The organism is Pseudomonas sp. SIMBA_041, assembly GCF_046535095.1.
GTDB classification, from domain to species: domain Bacteria; phylum Pseudomonadota; class Gammaproteobacteria; order Pseudomonadales; family Pseudomonadaceae; genus Aquipseudomonas; species Aquipseudomonas mucoides.
On the sequence record NZ_JAWRXJ010000004.1, the window covers coordinates 274,105 to 290,469 of the forward strand.

Sequence of the window (16,365 nt, forward strand, 5' to 3'; positions counted from 1 at the left end):
AATTAAATTCCGGTACGAACGTACCGCTTCTGCTTGGTGCTTTTACTTCTAGAAACATCGCGTGACTGCGCTAAAAGGGAGCAAAAACCGCTCGGTTTCACGGAAAACAGTTTGGGTGCAACTAATTCTCACGAAATGGGTTGCACCTTATTTGGATTGTTGAATAGGATTCGCGCCCCAAGGTGCAACCGGATGAAAAATCGGTGCGCCGGCTGATGGCTTTCCTGGGGAAACATCAGTCTTAAATGCGCGGGCTTTGAAATCGTCTGAACAAACGTTGTCGTTTGTCGGCGGGTTCACACGCTGGCGCCACATAAAAACAAAGCCAGGGCATCACAGAATGAGCGTAAGCAATCCAACCCTGATCACGTTCGTGATCTACATCGCAGCAATGGTGCTGATCGGCTTAATGGCCTATCGCTCCACCAACAACCTTTCTGACTACATTTTGGGCGGTCGCAGCCTGGGCAGCGTCGTCACGGCCTTGTCCGCCGGCGCCTCCGACATGAGTGGCTGGTTGTTGATGGGCCTGCCGGGCGCCATCTACATGTCTGGCCTGTCCGAAAGCTGGATCGCCATTGGTCTGATCATCGGTGCTTACCTGAACTGGCTGTTCGTCGCTGGCCGTCTGCGCGTGCAGACCGAGCACAACGGCGATGCCCTGACCCTGCCGGATTACTTCGCCAGCCGTTTCGAAGACAAAAGCGGCTTGCTGCGGATCATTTCTGCGGTGGTAATCCTGGTGTTCTTCACCATTTACTGCGCTTCCGGCATCGTCGCTGGCGCCCGTCTGTTTGAAAGCACCTTCGGCATGTCCTACGAGACCGCGCTGTGGGCCGGTGCTGCGGCGACGATTGCCTACACCTTCGTCGGCGGTTTCCTCGCCGTAAGCTGGACCGATACCGTACAAGCCACACTGATGATCTTCGCGCTATTGCTGACGCCAATCATTGTGCTGCTCGCCACCGGCGGCGTCGACACCACGTTTCTGGCCATCGAAGCGCAAGACGCCAGCAACTTCGACATGCTGAAAAACACCACCTTCATCGGCATCATTTCGCTGATGGGCTGGGGTCTGGGCTACTTCGGCCAGCCGCACATCCTCGCGCGTTTCATGGCGGCGGATTCGGTCAAATCGATTGCCAACGCCCGTCGCATCTCCATGACCTGGATGATCCTGTGCCTGGGTGGCACCGTTGCGGTAGGTTTCTTTGGTATCGCTTACTTCTCGGCGAACCCTGATTTGGCCGGTCCGGTCACTGAAAACCACGAACGTGTGTTCATCGAACTGGCGAAAATCCTCTTCAACCCATGGGTTGCCGGTGTATTGCTGTCGGCCATCCTGGCTGCCGTGATGAGCACCCTGAGCTGCCAGTTGCTGGTGTGCTCCAGCGCCCTGACCGAAGACTTCTACAAAACCTTCCTGCGTAAATCCGCTTCCCAGGTGGAACTGGTCTGGGTCGGTCGCGCCATGGTGCTGCTGGTTGCCCTGATCGCCATCGCATTGGCCGCCAACCCGGAAAACCGCGTACTGGGTCTGGTCAGCTACGCCTGGGCCGGTTTCGGTGCTGCGTTCGGTCCGGTTGTGCTGATCTCCGTGATCTGGAAAGACATGACCCGCAACGGCGCACTGGCCGGCATCCTGGTCGGCGCGATCACCGTGATCGTGTGGAAACACTTCGAACTGCTGGGCCTGTACGAAATCATCCCTGGTTTCATCTTCGCCAGCCTGGCGATCTACATCGTCAGCAAGCTGGGTTCGCCGACTCACGGCATGCTCCAGCGTTTTGCTGCGGCCGAGGCAGATTTCCGTCTGAACAAGTGATGGGGATGAGCTGAGGCGCTGATCTCTCGCCGAACATGAAAACGGCCCGCTTCCTGATGGAGGCGGGCCGTTTTTTTTGGCCTGTATAAATCTCGAATCCCTGTACATATTCCTGTAGGAGTGAGCCTGCTCGCGATAGCCGGGTCAGTCGACATCAAGTTGAATGATTAACCGTTATCGCGAGCAGGCTCACTCCTACAGGGGATTGGTGGTGGTTTTGAGGGAGATGTCTGTAGCCAAACGCACTGATTCGTGAAGGACAAATCTCTTTAAAAGTAGGGGGAATCTGATTTCCTTGTCCCTCCCTCAACCCCCCTTGTCGCTCATGCAGAATCGCCCGCCTTCATTCTGCAGAGACACATCGGATGTTCGCGCCTGCCAATCAACCGCGTTTCACGTTGACCCTCGACGGCGTCCAGAATGAGCTCAAAGTCCTTGAGTTCACGGGCACGGAAGCCATCAGCCAACCCTACCGTTTTGACCTGGAACTGGTCAGTGAACGGCCAGACATAGAACTGGAAAGCCTGCTGCACCGTCAGGCGTTTCTGAGTTTCGATGCACAAGGTTCCGGTATCCACGGTCAGATTTTTCTCGTCGGCCAAAGCGACTCCGGCAAACGTCTGACGGGTTATCAGATCAGCCTCGTGCCGCGCCTGGCTTACCTCGGTCAGCGCATCAACCAGCGCATCTTCCAGCACAAAAGTGTGCCAACGATCATCGCCCAGGTCCTCAAGGACCATGGCATCCAGCGCGATGCGTTCGAGTTTCAGCTCGGCAGCGACTACGCACCTCGCGAGTACTGCGTGCAGTACGCCGAAAGCGATCTGGCGTTCATCCAGCGGTTGTGTGCCGAGATCGGCATTCACTACCACTTCCAACACAGCCCCGACGGGCATCTGCTGGTGTTCGGTGATGACCAGACGGTTTTTCCTCGTCTGCCCGAGTCGACGCTGTATCTGCCGGGCAGCGGAATGGCGGCGGTTGCGCCGGCCATCAAACGCTTCAACGTGCGTCTGGAAACCCGCACGACCGCGGTCGCGCGTCGCGACTACGACTTTCAAAAACCTCGCCTGCAACTCGAAACCCGTCTCGACAGCGAACAGCGCCCGGTGCTGGAGGATTACCACTTCCCCGGCCAGTTCATTGATCGCGAACATGGCAAGCAACTGACCCACCGTGCACTCGAACGCCACAATGCCGACTTTCGTCTGGCTGAAGGTAAAGGCGACGATTCGTCGCTGGTTTGCGGGCATTTCCTGCACCTCGCCGAGCATCCGCGTCAGGCATGGAACGACCTGTGGCTGATCACTCAAATCGAACATCGCGGCCGCCAGCCACAAGTGCTGGAGGAATCGGCCACCAGTGACGACCCGGACGACTTTCAGGGGTATCGCAATACGTTTCTGGCGACGCCATGGGACGTTTCGTTTCGTCCGCCACTGGGGCCGCAAAAGCCCCGCATGCTCGGCTATCAACCGGCCGTGGTCACTGGGCCGACTGACAGCGAAATCCATTGCGACGAGTTCGGTCGGGTCAAGGTTCAGCTCGCCTGGGACCGTGATGGACAACTCAACGAACACTCCAGTTGCTGGCTGCGCGTGGCCACGGGCTGGGCGCATGACCGTTATGGCAGCGTGCTGATCCCGCGCGTCGGCATGGAAGTGCTGGTCGGCTTCATCGACGCTGATGCCGACAAGCCGCTGGTGATGGGTTGCCTGCCGAACGCGGCGACGCCCGTTCCGCTGGACCTGCCCGCCGACAAGACCCGCAGCATTTTCCGCAGCCAGAGCAGTCCGGGAGGCGGGGGGTACAACGAACTGCGCATCGAGGATCGCAAAGGCGCCGAGGAAATCTACCTGCGCGCCCAGCGAAACTGGACCCAGCATGTGTTGAACGATCAGCACGTGCAGGTCGATAACCAGCGCAGCATCGTCGTCACCGGCACCGCTCGCCACGAGTTGAAGGCCGACGAGCAGCGCATCACCCATGGCCAGCGCCAGGCCGAAGTGAAGCTCGACGATCACTTGGTGGTGATGGGTGATCGGCACATTCGCGTGACTAGCCAGGCGCTCAACGCCAGTCAGCAATTCCACGTCAGCGCCGGCCAGCAAGTGGTGATCGACGGTGGCGCCAGCGCGACGATTCAGGCGGGCGGGCAGTGGATCAATATCGGTCCTGGGGGGATTTTCAGCAGCGTGCCGATTCAGGTGGGCGGGGCGTTGATGCCGCCGATGGCGGCTGCGCCGACGGCGCCGAATACGCCGTTGAAACTCGCCGCTGCGTCGGCAGCGTTGTTGAGTGCTGCACAAATCATGAGCCTGAAAAGCGACGCGCCGTTTTGTGAGGAATGTGAGCGCTGCAAGGACGGTGTCTGTGCGGCCTGATCATTTAACGCCTCGCGACTGGCTGGAGCGGCAGCCGCTGAAACCGTCGGAACAACTCTTTGCGATTTTCAGTAATGCCAGCACGGCTGAGCCGTTCAAAGTCTGGCAGCAATCGACCACCGTTCACGCGCCGCACCCGATCTGGGCCGATACCGCCTACGCCGAGTGGGAACCGGTGATGCCTTTTGTGGGAATCATTGAGGCAGGCAGTGAGTTTCTCGAGTGGGTCGCTGCCACCGAGTCTCGCGATTGGGGTTGGTTAGCGGTTTCTTCTGCGTCTCAAGAGGGGCTGGTCGAGCATCTGCGCAGCCTTACCCAGGTACTTTTGCCCAACGGACATGCGGTGTTTTTCCGCTTCTGGGACGGGCGTTATGTGCTGCCGATTCTTCAGTCCGGCGAAGTGAATGCCACGCAGTTAATGCCGGTGATCGACCGTTGTTTGATCAATGGTCAGCCGCTGGATATCGGCGGCAGTGCGCTGAAAACCACCAGGGTTTTTCCGTGGTGGGAAGTTTCCGAGTCGCTACTCAAGTACCTCGCTGGCGAGTCCGCGACGACTCGCATCAACAACTTGCTGATGTGGTTGAGCGAGGACCGACCTGATCTTTATGAAGCGTTTTCGCCGAGCGTATTGCGGCACAAAGTCGCGCTCTTCTTGCAGACGCCGGACCTGCCTCAAGCACCGAAATCAGCCTTGGTGGATTACCTGATGACGGAGCTGGACTGATGGATCAGATCGTGCGGATCGAGCAGGAGCTCGACGGGTTTAAAGACACGCTGGTTGTGTATCGCCAGCAACTTGGCAGCTTCTTGGGGCGGAATACGGACAGGGTCAGCCGGGCGATGGATTTGCCTTCGCTGATGGACATGGAGCGACTGATAAAACTTGGGAGCACCACGACAGCGGTGAGCGGTGGCGATGATGATTTTTTCTCGGGTGTTGCTCAGTGTCCGGCAAGTGGGATTCTGGAAATCGAGAGCAAGTTTGAATCGGTTTATGACATTCCGTTGGGGAATATTTCAGTTGATGTGATTGCCCGGGATGGCGGCGAGATCAAATCGGTCAAACTCGATGAAAACGGTAAGGGGCAGTTCGAAGGGATACCTGGCAAGTTCTACCGTGTTCATGTTCAGAGTGAAGTTACACCGAAGCAGATCGACAAGCTTTTTGATTCTTACAAAGGCCTGGCCACGGAGCTGGAAGGCTGGCTGCGCAACGAGTGGCAGGGGTTTAAACCGCAGTGGTCGCAGCAAACGATGTCGGCCTCGTTGGCCGCCGTGGGCAATGGAATGCTCGCAGGAGGTTGGGCGGCCGTTCAGGCTGTTTGGGATGGTATCGGTGAACTAACCGACATTCTGAAAGACCCTGACGCCTTTGCCGAGAAACTGGGTGAAAGCGCAGGAGAACTGGCAAGTCTCGCTGTAAGCGCCCCAGACAAAATGGAAAAAGCCCTGTTGCTGGCCAGCGACGAGGCGGCGTTGTGTTTGCTGATGCGCACCGCAATGTTATGGCTCGAAGCATTGCCGCCATCGCAATTGGCCGGGACGTCGGCTGAGGCCATTTCCAAAGGTGTGGTTGGCCTGGTCATCGACGTATTGATTGGCTTGGTGTTGAGCGTGGTCGGCGTCGGTATTGCCTGGCTGACAGTGCGACTGGCCAAGTACAGCGCGCAGATTTTTCAGGCCGTGATGGGCTTCGTGAAGTCGATGGTCACGATCATCGACAACTTTATGGAGTACGTAGACCGCTACAAAACAGTCGCCGCGCGCGGCGTTGCAGCGGGACTAAACAAGGGGCGCATGCAACTGCGCTGGGATGCCAAACGCAACACCACCCTCAAGCAAAACGAACACCACGACAACGCCCCGGATCAGGCGAAAAACCCCAACGGCGACCCCGCCGATTCCGCCAACAAAACCGCCACCAACAAGTGCCCGGTGTCGATGGTCACCGGCGAAGAACTGCTGACCCTCACCGACGGTGCGCTGGACGGCCTCCTGCCGTTTGACTTCACCCGGCTCTATCGCACCAGTGCTGCCGAAATCGATTGCGGCCTCGGTTTCGGCTGGAGTCATTCGCTCTCCCATCGACTGGACATCGACGGCGACAGCGTCATCTGGATCGACCACGAAAATCGTCGCACCCCATTCCCGCTGCCGACCGCTGAACGCCCGGCGATTCACAACAGCCTGTCGCGCGCGGCGATTTATCTCGGGGCTGAACCCGAAGAACTGATCCTCGCCCAGGCCGGTGACGACACGCGTTTTTACCACTTTCAAAATGGTTTTTTGACCGCGATCAGCGACGGATACGACAACCGCCTGCGCATCACCCGCGACCGTCAGGACCGCATCCAGCGTCTCGACAACGGCGCCGGCCGCGCCTTGCGCTTGCGTTATGAGCGCAGCCATTTGGTCGCCGTCGACTACCAGGTATTTGTCCCGGCCGAGACCCTCGATGAGTCCTGGAAGACCGAGCAAACCCTGGTCAGTTACACCTACGACGAACGCGCACACCTGATCGAAGCCAGCAACGCCGCCGGTGAAAGCGAACGCTACGACTACGACGACCAGCACGTCATCCTCCAGCGGCAACTGGCCGGTGGGGCGAGTTTCTTCTGGGCGTGGGAAAGGTCCGGAAAAGCGGCACGCTGTGTCCGCCACTGGGCCTCATTCGCACAGATGGATGCGCGCTACGTGTGGGATGACGCCGGCAGCGTCACCGTGCACAACGTCGACGGCAGCGAAGAGGTTTACGTCCACGACGAGCGGGCGCGGCTGGTGCGCAAGGTCGAACTGGATGGCGGTGAACAGCTCAAGGCCTATGACGAAGAAGGCCGGCTGATTGCCGAGCAGGACCCGCTCGGCGCCGTCACCGAATACCGATACGACGAAGTCGGACGCCTGGTGGCGCTGATTCCGCCGGAAGACGAGCCAACGGCCTACGAATACCGCAACGGTTTCCTGCACGCCCGCTATCGCGGTAAAGCCGTGTGGAAGTATCGGCGCAATGCCCAGGGTGACGTTACCGAAGCGACCGATCCCGACGGCCAGATCACCCATTACCACTACGACGAAAAAGGTCAGTTGCTGTCGATTCGCTATCCGGACACCAGTCGGCATGTGTTCGTCTGGAACGGTTTGGGGCAACTGGTCGAGGAAACGCTACCGGACGGTGGTGTACGGCGGTTTTCCTACGACTCGCTCGGCCGGCAGATTACCCGTCAGGACGAGCAGGGTGCAGTCACTCAGTCGCAATGGGACGCCGTTGGCCGACTGATCCAGACGATTCTTCCTACCGGTGCCAGTCGCGCCTACAGCTACAACGCCTACGGAAAAATCACCGCCGAACGCGACGAGCTCGGCCGCATCACGCGCTACGAATACCTCAACGACCTGCACCTGGTCAGCCGTCGGCTTAATGCCGACGGCTCCCAGCTGAAGTATCGCTACGACAACGCGCAGCTGTTGCTCACGGAAATCGAAAACGAATCCGGCGAAAAATATCAGCTGGACTACACCGCCGGCGGACTGATCCGACAGGAAACCGGCTTCGACGGCCAACGCACGGCGTATGCCTACGACCTCAATGGTCATCTGCAGGAAAAGACCGAGTTCGGCGCAGACGGTTCGCAGCTGGTCACCGCTTACGAACGGGATTCCTCAGGGCGACTACTGGTCAAAACCCTGCCCGACGGGCTCAAGGTCGAGTACCGCTACGACAGCTTCGGCCGGCTGATCGGCGTCGACGACGGCCACGACCATCCGCTGGAATTCGAATACGACCAACAAGACCGACTGATCACCGAGCATCAGGGCTGGGGCACGCTGCGTTATGGCTACGACGCCTGCGGCCAACTTAATCGCCTGCGCCTGCCGGACGGCAGCAAACTCGACTACCACCATGCCAAGGGCGGCGCGCTCACCGCCATCGACCTCAATGGTGCGCAGCTCACTAGCCACCAATTTACCTTCGGTCGCGAACAACAACGTCAGCAAGGCCAGTTGCTCAGCGACTTTGCCTACGACGATCAGGGGCGTCTGAAAGCCCATGCTGTCAGCCAACAGCAACAACCGCTGTATCGCCGCGACTATGCCTACAGCGCCAACGGCAATCTCGACAGCATCGCCGACACCCGCCACGGCCAACGCAACTACACCTACGACCCGCTCAACCGCCTGACCCGCGTGCGCCACACCCGCGACACCCCAGCGGAAAGCTTCGCCCACGACCCGGCCGGCAACCTGCTGATGCAGGACCGCCCCGGCGCCGCGAAAGTGCTGGGCAATCGCCTGCTGATGCAAGGCGACCGCCACTACGACTACGACGCCTTCGGCAACCTCATCCGCGAACGCCGCGGCACCGGGCAAAAGCTCGTCACCGACTACCGCTACGACTGCCAACACCGCTTGATCGGCGTCACCACCCCGGACGGTCGCACCGCCAGCTACCGCTATGACGCCTTCGGCCGCCGCATCGCCAAAACCGTCGACGGCCACACCACCGAATTCTTCTGGCAAGGCGACAACCTCGTCGCCGAAAGCAGTCGCGAACACTACCGCAGCTACCTCTACGAACCCGGCAGCTTCCGCCCGCTGGCCATGCTCGACGGCAAAGGCCCGCGCAAAGCCTGCCCGTTCTACTACCAACTCGACCACCTCGGCACACCGCAAGAACTGACCGATTTTGGTGGCGAGATCGTCTGGTCGGCGAAGTACAACGCCTACGGCAAAGTTACGCAGCAGGCGTTCGGCGGGGGCGAGCAGCTTGAGCAGCCGCTGCGCTTTCAAGGGCAGTACTTTGATGCCGAGAGCGGTCTGCACTACAACCGGCATCGGTACTATGATCCGGAGGTTGGACGGTATCTGACGCCGGACCCGATCAAGTTGGCGGGTGGGCTGAATCAGTACCAGTACACGCCGAACCCGACGGGGTGGGTTGATCCGTTGGGGTTGAGCGGGAATTGTCCGCCACCGAATAAGCCTGGGTGTGGGGCGCCGGATGATACGACTGGCGCTAGGGTAGATGAAGGTGAGCCGGCGCTGCCGAAGCTGACAGGTGATCAGCGGAGGGCGCGGATTGATGAGCTTGCGGAGGCGAATGCGAAGCGGCGTGTTGAGGAAATGGAAAAAAAATATGACATGCACACGGTTAAAAAACACAGTTCAGAAATACCGGACCAAGCGCTCAAACAACGAGCAGATAATGGGGCCGACCCTCATACCGGTGAAGTTCCGAAAGGCGCTAGAGGGAACTTGAGCTCTCAATTCAGAAACTGGCGTATGCATTTGGGGGCATTGAATAAAGCTATGACAAGGGAAGCGTTAGGTTTGAGCCCGCATACAGGGAAGGACCAACATAAGAATCCGATCGTAAGGATGGAGCTTCCTGGGGCCGGACGTGGTTATAAACCGAACAAGAAAGACGCTCGTAACCCAACACTAAATGAAGATCTGAATTGGCTTGAAGTTAAGTTCGATAAGGATAATGTGCTACGGCCTTTTACTGGTTTTCCTTCGGAGAGAAAATGATGTTGCGAGATCCATTTTTAAATGAAGAGTTTCAACCCGATTTGATGTGGTTTATTGGCGTCTTTGATGTTTATGATCGTGAGGAAACTCGGGGCGCGGAACTGGAAGTATTTGATCCTAATGATCGCTTTGACAGAGCGGAGCTGATCAAAAGATACAGCTTGAATCTAGGTTATCTGTCCTATAGACATAAGTTCGTGCTCATGGGTTTTCTAGCGGAAAAGTTAAGCGATGCGTCTTATGATTTTCAGAGTTTGTTTGATATAGATGAAGAAGATGCAGGTAGTTGGCCGCGTGGTGAGTGGTATGCATTGGAGGATCCCCGTGGATTTCTTCAAGATGTCTATATGTTGGCTCAGGAGGCATGGAAGGAAGATCTTCTTTTGGCGAGTCTTGAAGATCGGGACAGTTGGTGATGGATAAGGTGGTGCCTGTCAGTCTGGGCTCCCACGCGTCGGGATTCTCAAGAGTAATAAATAAATTCGTCCCCTTTATGCTTAGGTTATGAATGAGGTGGAAACGAGGTTTGATAAAAATAATACTAGGCGCGCATTTACGGCTTTTCCGAGATAAAAGCGAGTAACAGATTTTGAAATCTCCATTTGAAAATGTAAACCTACCTTGGGAACCTAGACTTTCTTATATTTTAGGGGGGGCTTGAGATTTATGATCGGGAGGAGGAATTAGGAGAAGTCCTTTGGAAATATAACCCTAATCTTCGTCGGGAACGGTGTGAAGTAATTAGAACGTTCGTGCTGCGTGGTTTGGGCTACCTAAGTTACAGACACCGGTTTGCTCTATTTAAAATTCTTGAGGGGGCGTTGGCCGATAGGGAGTTTGATTTTTCTACACAGTTTGAAAGCGACTACGATGAATGCATTACTATCGCGTGGGATGAGACGGAGATAGTAGATTCTCGCGGTTTTTTTGAGGATATATACGCGTTGGCAAGCTTGGAGTGGAAAGATGATCTTTATAAAGCAAGTCTTGAAGATCAGTCCAGCTGGTGATGGAGAAGGTAGCGCCTATCAGTCTCGAATCCCACGCGTCGGCATTCTCAATACCGATTGCCAGCACTACGGAATGTTTACGTCTTGTTTAAAGATCTCGTAATTCTTACGAATTTTCCGGGCAAACTCATCGGAAGTTTCCTTCAAGTTGTGACGGCTTCCATGAACTGGTGGGCGATGGGTTGCAGGGATAGTCTTTGGCTGTCACCGCGCAAGTGGTGGCAGGGTGTAGGAGCCCTCTCTCATGATGCAACAGCTCTGTCGTTTGATTGCGGCACTTAACTCGTGTCCATATGATCGTTCGCGGCGGCTGTGTGCGGGACACGCTTCGGCGTGACCGAGGTTCATGAGTGCTCGGTACTCCTACTCCTGCGCATGGCTGCCACCCAAACCTGTAGGAGGGTGCGTTTGGCAGCTCATTTTCATACTCATGGAATTTACAAATGACAACGCTAACGCCAGATCCACCCTACGAAAAACCAATCCCCCACCCCAAAAACCGTTTCATGGCCCTCACCAGCAACTGCACCGACATGCCCACGCTGTTCGTCGATACCCACGCGCCGCTCGATGTTTTATACGAGGCTGCCAACTATCGAATTCGCGCCGTCACGCAGGTGTTGGAGAACATTTCGATGCGCGGTTCGGTTGAGTGTGAGTCGTTCATTCTTAGTGATTTTGCGTTGCTGTGCGCCATTCCGTTGCGGGATGGGTGTGATGTGCTGGATGTGATTGGACGGCGATTGCGGGCGATGCCTTCGCAATAGCGACTGGCTGCTTTTGTGGCGAGGGAGCTTGCTCCCGCTGGGCTGCGTAGCGGCCCCAAAACCTGCAACTCGGTTATGTCAGTTGTTCCGAGGGGTTTGGTTTGGCGACTGCTACGCAGTCGAGCGGGAGCAAGCCCCCTCGCCACAGGGTCTTGTGGGTACTGGGATATTTTGGGGCTGTTGTGCAGCCCGACGGGGCAAGCCCCCTCACCGCAGGTTTGTGGGCCTGCAAGTGCCCGCTCGGCTGCGAGGTCCTGACGTTCGCCTCGGTACAAGGTAAACTTCCCGGCCTTCGCAGGAGCAATCATGAATTATCGTCACGCCTTCCATGCCGGCAATCACGCCGATGTGTTCAAACACCTGACCTTGACCCGCCTCATCGCCCTGATGTCGCGCAAGGAGCAGCCGTTTGCCTATCTCGACACTCACGCCGGCATTGGTCTGTATGACCTGCAGGGTGATCAGGCGAGCCGTACCGGTGAGTACCTGGAAGGTATTGCGCGTCTGTGGGATCAGCCGGACCTGCCGGCGCTGACCGCCGATTACATGAACGTGCTGCACGACATGAACCCGGATGGCCAGTTGCGCTATTACCCGGGGTCGCCGGAGCTGGCGCGGCGTCTGACGCGGCCGCAGGATCGGGTGATGCTCAACGAGAAGCACCCCGAAGACGGTTTGCTGCTCAAGGACAACATGGCCGGTGATCGTCGGGTGAAGGTGCATCTGGGCGAAGGTTGGCATGTGCCGCGCGCGATGTTGCCGGTGCAGGAAAAGCGGGCTGTGATGTTGATTGATCCGCCGTTTGAACAGCTCGATGAGATGCAGCGCTGTGCGGCGTCGCTGAAAGAAGCGGTTGGCCGGATGCGTCAGACCGTGGCGGCGATCTGGTACCCGGTGAAGGACCAGCGCCTGTTGCGTCGTTTCTATCAGGATCTGGCAGGCTCGGGCGCGCCGAAGTTGTTGCGCGTGGAGTTGCTGGTGCATCCGCTGGATACGCCGAACAGTCTGAACGGGTCCGGGTTGGCGATTGCGAATCCGCCGTGGGGGCTGGAAGAGGAATTGCGTGAGTTGCTGCCGTGGCTGTCCAAGAAATTGGGGCAGACCCAGGGTGGATGGCAGATGGATTGGTTGATTGCTGAATAGCAGCGACAGGTTTCAAGCGGCAAGCTGCAAGTAAAAGCGGTGCGCGCGGGACTTTCGCTTGAAGCTTGAAACTTGCCGCTTGCAGCTATCTTTAGATCGGGCAGGTCACGCCTGTGCCGCCAATCCCGCAATAGCCTTCAGGGTTTTTCGCCAGGTACTGCTGGTGATACGCCTCGGCGAAGTAGACCGTCGGCGCTTCGGCGATTTCGGTAGTGATTTCGCCTTTCCCGGCCTTGGTCAATTCAGCCTGGAACACGTTCCTGCTGTGTTTGGCGGCTGCTAGTTGCTCCGGGTTGGTCGCATAGATCACCGAGCGGTACTGGGTGCCGATGTCGTTGCCCTGACGCATGCCCTGAGTCGGGTTATGCAGTTCCCAGAACATCTTCAGCAGCTCGTCGTAGCTGACTTTTTCCGGCTCGTAGACCACCAGCACCACTTCGCTGTGGCCGGTCAGGCCTGAGCAGACTTCTTCATAGGTCGGGTTCGGCGTGAAGCCGCCGGCGTAACCCACGACTGTGCTGACCACGCCTTCACGCTGCCAGAAACGACGTTCCGCGCCCCAGAAGCAACCCAGGCCGAAGATGGCAAAGTCGACGTTGGTGACGAACGGGCCCAGCAGCGGGGAGTCGTGGACGAAATGTTTTTCCGGCAGGTTCATCGGGGTTTCACGGCCGGGTAGAGCTTGTTCTTTGGTTGGAAGCACGTTTTTGTTCACCAGGATTTCCGAGCGCAAGACCATGATCAGTCCTCTCAGTCAGGTTGGGATGTAGGAATCAGACCGCCAGTGTGCCCAAACCCTTCCCGTTACGCACTACCCCTGTAGGAGTGGGGTCAGACGAGAGGGCCGCGCGGGTAGCGCTTGAGCTTTTCGATCAGCTCGGCGCCGGGGATCGGCCGGTCGAACAAGTAGCCCTGACCGACGTCGCAACGGTGGCGGCGCAAGAACGCCAGTTGCTCGGCGGTCTCGATGCCTTCCGCCACGACCTTGAGTTTCAGGTTGTGGGCCATGGCGATTACTGCGGAGGTGATTTCCATGTCGTCCTGGTTGTCCGGGATTTCGTGGATGAAGCTGCGATCGATCTTGATGATGTCGATCGGGAATTTTTTCAGGTAGCTGAGCGACGAGTAACCGGTGCCGAAATCGTCCATGGCCAGGGTCAGGCCCAGGCGCTTGAGCTGGTCGAGCTGCAAGTGGGTGTCTTCGGTGGCTTCCAGCAGCAGGCCTTCGGTCAGTTCCAGCTCCAGCAGGTTCGCCGGCAGCGCTTCTTCCTTAAGGATGTTGGCGATGGACGAGACCAGGTCCGGGTCGGAGAACTGCTTGGGCGACAGGTTGATCGCCACTTGAAGATTGCCCAGTCCAGCGGCGCTCAGTTCCTTGCTCATGCGACAGGCCTGGCGCGCGATCCATTTGCCGATCGGGATGATCAGGCCGGTTTCTTCAGCGACGCTGATGAACTGATCCGGGCGGATCATGCCTTTGTCCGGGTGGTTCCAGCGCAGCAGCGCTTCCATGCCCAGCAGGCGGCCGCTGCGCAGGCAGAGCTTGGGCTGGTAGAACACGTCCAGTTCGTTCTGAGTCAGGGCGCGGCGCAGGTTGTTCTCGACGAACAGCTTGTAACTGGCCTCGGCATTCAGTGCTTCAGTGAACACCTGGACCTGATGCTTGCCGTTGGCCTTGGCCTTGTGCAGCGCCAGGCCGGCGTTGCGCATCAGGGTTTGCGGGTCGCGACCGTGCAGCGGCGCACAGGCCAGGCCCACGGAGCCGGTGACGCTGATCAATTGGTTGTCGACGAACATCGGCTTGTCGAGGGTCATCAACAACTGATGGGCGACCTGTTGGCCGGTGCGCAGGTCGGTGTTGTCCAGCAACACGGCGAATTCGTTACTGGCGAAACGCGCCAGGCTGCCGCTCGGGCTCAGGCTGTTGCGCAGGCGTCGGGCCAGGCTGATCAGCAGTTTGTCGCCAGTCTGGTGACCGAGGCTGTCGTTGATCCGCTTGAAGTTGTCGATGTCCACCAGCAACAGGCTGATCGGTGTGTCGGTGTCGCGGGCGAAGCGTTCATCGAGGTTGCGGATGAATGCCGGGCGGTTGCCGAGGTTGGTCAGATTGTCGGTGTAGGCCAGGCGCTCGATGCGCTGCTGGGCGAGTTTGGTTTGGGTGATGTCTTCGTAAATGCCGATGTAATGCGTCAGCTCGCGGTTGTCGCCATAGACCTTGGAGATCGACAGCTGGCCCCAGTACGGTTCGAGGTTTTTACGTCGGCTCTTGAATTCACCCTGCCAACTGTTGCTCTTGGCCAGCGCCGAGGGCGCGTCGAACAGCAGTTCGCTGAGGTTCTCCAGCGCCGGCAGTTCCGACAGCCGCTGGCCGTGGACTTCTTCGGTGCTGTACTGGGTGATCGCGGTGAAGCTCGGGTTGACGTATTCCACCACGCCGTCGCAATTGACCAGCAAAAAGGCGTTGGCGCTTTGCTCGACCGCCCGCTGGAACAGGTGCAGGGCGCTGGTGGCGGTGCGGCGGTTGTGGTTGTTGATGACCTGGGCGAACTGATCGGCCAGCTCGCCGGCGAAAGCGATTTCGTCAGACTGCCAGGCGCGGGTCGCCCCCGTCTGTTCCAGGCACAGCACGCCGACCACCTGGCCGTCGACGCGGATACTGGCGTCGAGCATCGCGTTCACATCGCGCGGGCGCAGGCTCTCGGCCATGTCCCGGGTGCGCGGATCACGCATGGCGTTGTGGGCATCGATGGCGCGGCTGCTGTGCAAGGCTTCGAGGTAATCGGGGAAGCCGCTGACGTCGATCGGTTCCGGCAGTTGGTATTCACTGCTGGCGCGGTGATAGGCCGATATCGGCACCAGCATCGAGCCTTCGAGGTTCCACAGGCTGGCACAGTCGATTTCGTAGATGTCGCAGGCGCTGCGGGTGATCAGTTCGGCGGCTTCTTGCAGGGAATTGTTGGTGCTGTAGCGCTGGCGGGTCAGCAACAGGATCAGGTCCTGCTGGGCGCGCACCCGGTCCAGATGCTGCAATTGTTCCTGCTGGGCGCGCTGGTTGAGCTCCAAGGCAATTTGCAGCCGCGAGTTCTGGGTTTCCAGATCCTGCGCGGGCTGAAGCTGAAAGCCCTCGAACAGGTCATCGACCACCAGCAGATAGCCGCGCAACAGGTGCCGATTGTGCTGTTTATAGGCTTCGCCCAGTTCCAGCAGGTTCAAGGCGCCCGAGGCGGTGTGCAAGGTGTAGCGGATCTGGTAGTTCGGACTGTCGGTGAGTTGCTGCTGGACCGCGTCATGCAGCTGATAGCGCGCTTCGGGCTCCATCAGGCTGGCGTAGGGGGAGTCGACCAGCGCACACAGGTCGACGGCCGGCAGGCCGAAATGGCGTTCGCAATTAGGATCGAGAAACAGCAGCGCCCAGCTAGGCTCATTCAGCCGTTCGAAACGCAGCATGCCGAGCCGCGAGGGCACAGGCAACTGCGTCACTACCTCGGCCACCATACGGCTGGCGGCATCGGGTTGGCTTTTCATTGAGGGAAACTCGCTTCGAATGTGCTGATCGCGCCGGGCTCTCGCCCTCTTAACTGTTGTCTGCGGCAAGGTTGCATCATTGCGGCCCCGACTGACAAGAGACATGAAGGCCAAGTGCTATAAGAATATGTCGGCCGGCGCGAAGTTTTCTTCAGCCCGGGCTCAAAACTAATGCAATT

At 58.2% G+C, this 16,365-nt stretch carries 10 protein-coding genes; 8 read left to right on the forward strand and 2 right to left on the reverse strand.

The window, feature by feature from the left end; translation table 11 throughout:
* Positions 1-340: 340 nt before the first annotated feature.
* The 8 genes from putP to SB725_RS11455 all read left to right on the forward strand — a co-directional run bounded on the left by putP (position 341) and on the right by SB725_RS11455 (position 12,661).
* Positions 341-1,825, forward strand: a complete 1,485-nt coding sequence (gene putP, locus SB725_RS11420; protein ID WP_027922055.1) for a sodium/proline symporter PutP — start codon at positions 341-343, stop codon at positions 1,823-1,825.
* A 365-nt stretch (positions 1,826-2,190) separates the two neighbouring features.
* Positions 2,191-4,209, forward strand: coding sequence for a type VI secretion system tip protein VgrG (locus SB725_RS11425; protein ID WP_059181759.1), 2,019 nt, complete (start codon positions 2,191-2,193; stop codon positions 4,207-4,209).
* Entirely contained in the window at positions 4,199-4,936 is a 738-nt protein-coding gene (locus SB725_RS11430; protein ID WP_059181758.1) for a DUF4123 domain-containing protein, read from the forward strand. Before SB725_RS11425 ends, SB725_RS11430 begins: the two co-directional genes overlap by 11 nt.
* A complete protein-coding gene (locus SB725_RS11435; RefSeq protein WP_410921771.1) occupies positions 4,936-9,741 on the forward strand; it encodes an RHS repeat-associated core domain-containing protein in 4,806 nt (1,601 codons plus the stop codon). The genes SB725_RS11430 and SB725_RS11435 overlap by 1 nt, the downstream gene beginning before the upstream one ends.
* On the forward strand, positions 9,738-10,157 hold the full coding sequence (locus SB725_RS11440) for a hypothetical protein (protein WP_049870740.1): 420 nt from the start codon (positions 9,738-9,740) through the stop codon (positions 10,155-10,157). Before SB725_RS11435 ends, SB725_RS11440 begins: the two co-directional genes overlap by 4 nt.
* A 336-nt stretch (positions 10,158-10,493) precedes the next feature.
* Positions 10,494-10,751, forward strand: coding sequence for a hypothetical protein (locus tag SB725_RS11445; RefSeq protein ID WP_010464324.1), 258 nt, complete (start codon positions 10,494-10,496; stop codon positions 10,749-10,751).
* Positions 10,752-11,194: 443 nt separating this feature from the next.
* Positions 11,195-11,518 carry a hypothetical protein gene (locus tag SB725_RS11450; RefSeq protein WP_027922049.1) on the forward strand — a complete coding sequence of 108 codons (324 nt, stop codon included), beginning with the start codon at positions 11,195-11,197 and terminating at the stop codon, positions 11,516-11,518.
* A 306-nt stretch (positions 11,519-11,824) separates the two neighbouring features.
* Entirely contained in the window at positions 11,825-12,661 is an 837-nt protein-coding gene (locus tag SB725_RS11455) for a 23S rRNA (adenine(2030)-N(6))-methyltransferase RlmJ (RefSeq protein ID WP_194940982.1), read from the forward strand.
* A 91-nt stretch (positions 12,662-12,752) separates the two neighbouring features.
* Here the strand turns inward: SB725_RS11455 and msrA are convergent, their stop codons facing one another.
* Positions 12,753-13,400 carry a peptide-methionine (S)-S-oxide reductase MsrA gene (gene msrA / locus SB725_RS11460; protein ID WP_027922047.1) on the reverse strand — a complete coding sequence of 216 codons (648 nt, stop codon included), beginning with the start codon at positions 13,398-13,400 and terminating at the stop codon, positions 12,753-12,755.
* 92 nt (positions 13,401-13,492) lie between these two features.
* Complete coding sequence (locus SB725_RS11465) at positions 13,493-16,186, reverse strand: putative bifunctional diguanylate cyclase/phosphodiesterase (RefSeq protein WP_027922046.1); 2,694 nt, start codon at positions 16,184-16,186, stop codon at positions 13,493-13,495.
* Positions 16,187-16,365: the final 179 nt, after the last annotated feature.

Excerpts from the sequence above, each read along its gene's own strand:
- putP (WP_027922055.1), top strand. The coding sequence starts at position 341 with ATGAGCGTAAGCAATCCAACCCTGATCACGTTCGTGATCTACATCGCA.
- SB725_RS11425 (WP_059181759.1), top strand. The coding sequence starts at position 2,191 with ATGTTCGCGCCTGCCAATCAACCGCGTTTCACGTTGACCCTCGACGGC.
- SB725_RS11435 (WP_410921771.1), top strand. The coding sequence starts at position 4,936 with ATGGATCAGATCGTGCGGATCGAGCAGGAGCTCGACGGGTTTAAAGAC.
- SB725_RS11440 (WP_049870740.1), top strand. The coding sequence starts at position 9,738 with ATGATGTTGCGAGATCCATTTTTAAATGAAGAGTTTCAACCCGATTTG.
- SB725_RS11450 (WP_027922049.1), top strand. The coding sequence starts at position 11,195 with ATGACAACGCTAACGCCAGATCCACCCTACGAAAAACCAATCCCCCAC.
- SB725_RS11455 (WP_194940982.1), top strand. The coding sequence starts at position 11,825 with ATGAATTATCGTCACGCCTTCCATGCCGGCAATCACGCCGATGTGTTC.
- msrA (WP_027922047.1), bottom strand. The coding sequence starts at position 13,400 with ATGGTCTTGCGCTCGGAAATCCTGGTGAACAAAAACGTGCTTCCAACC.
- SB725_RS11465 (WP_027922046.1), bottom strand. The coding sequence starts at position 16,186 with ATGAAAAGCCAACCCGATGCCGCCAGCCGTATGGTGGCCGAGGTAGTG.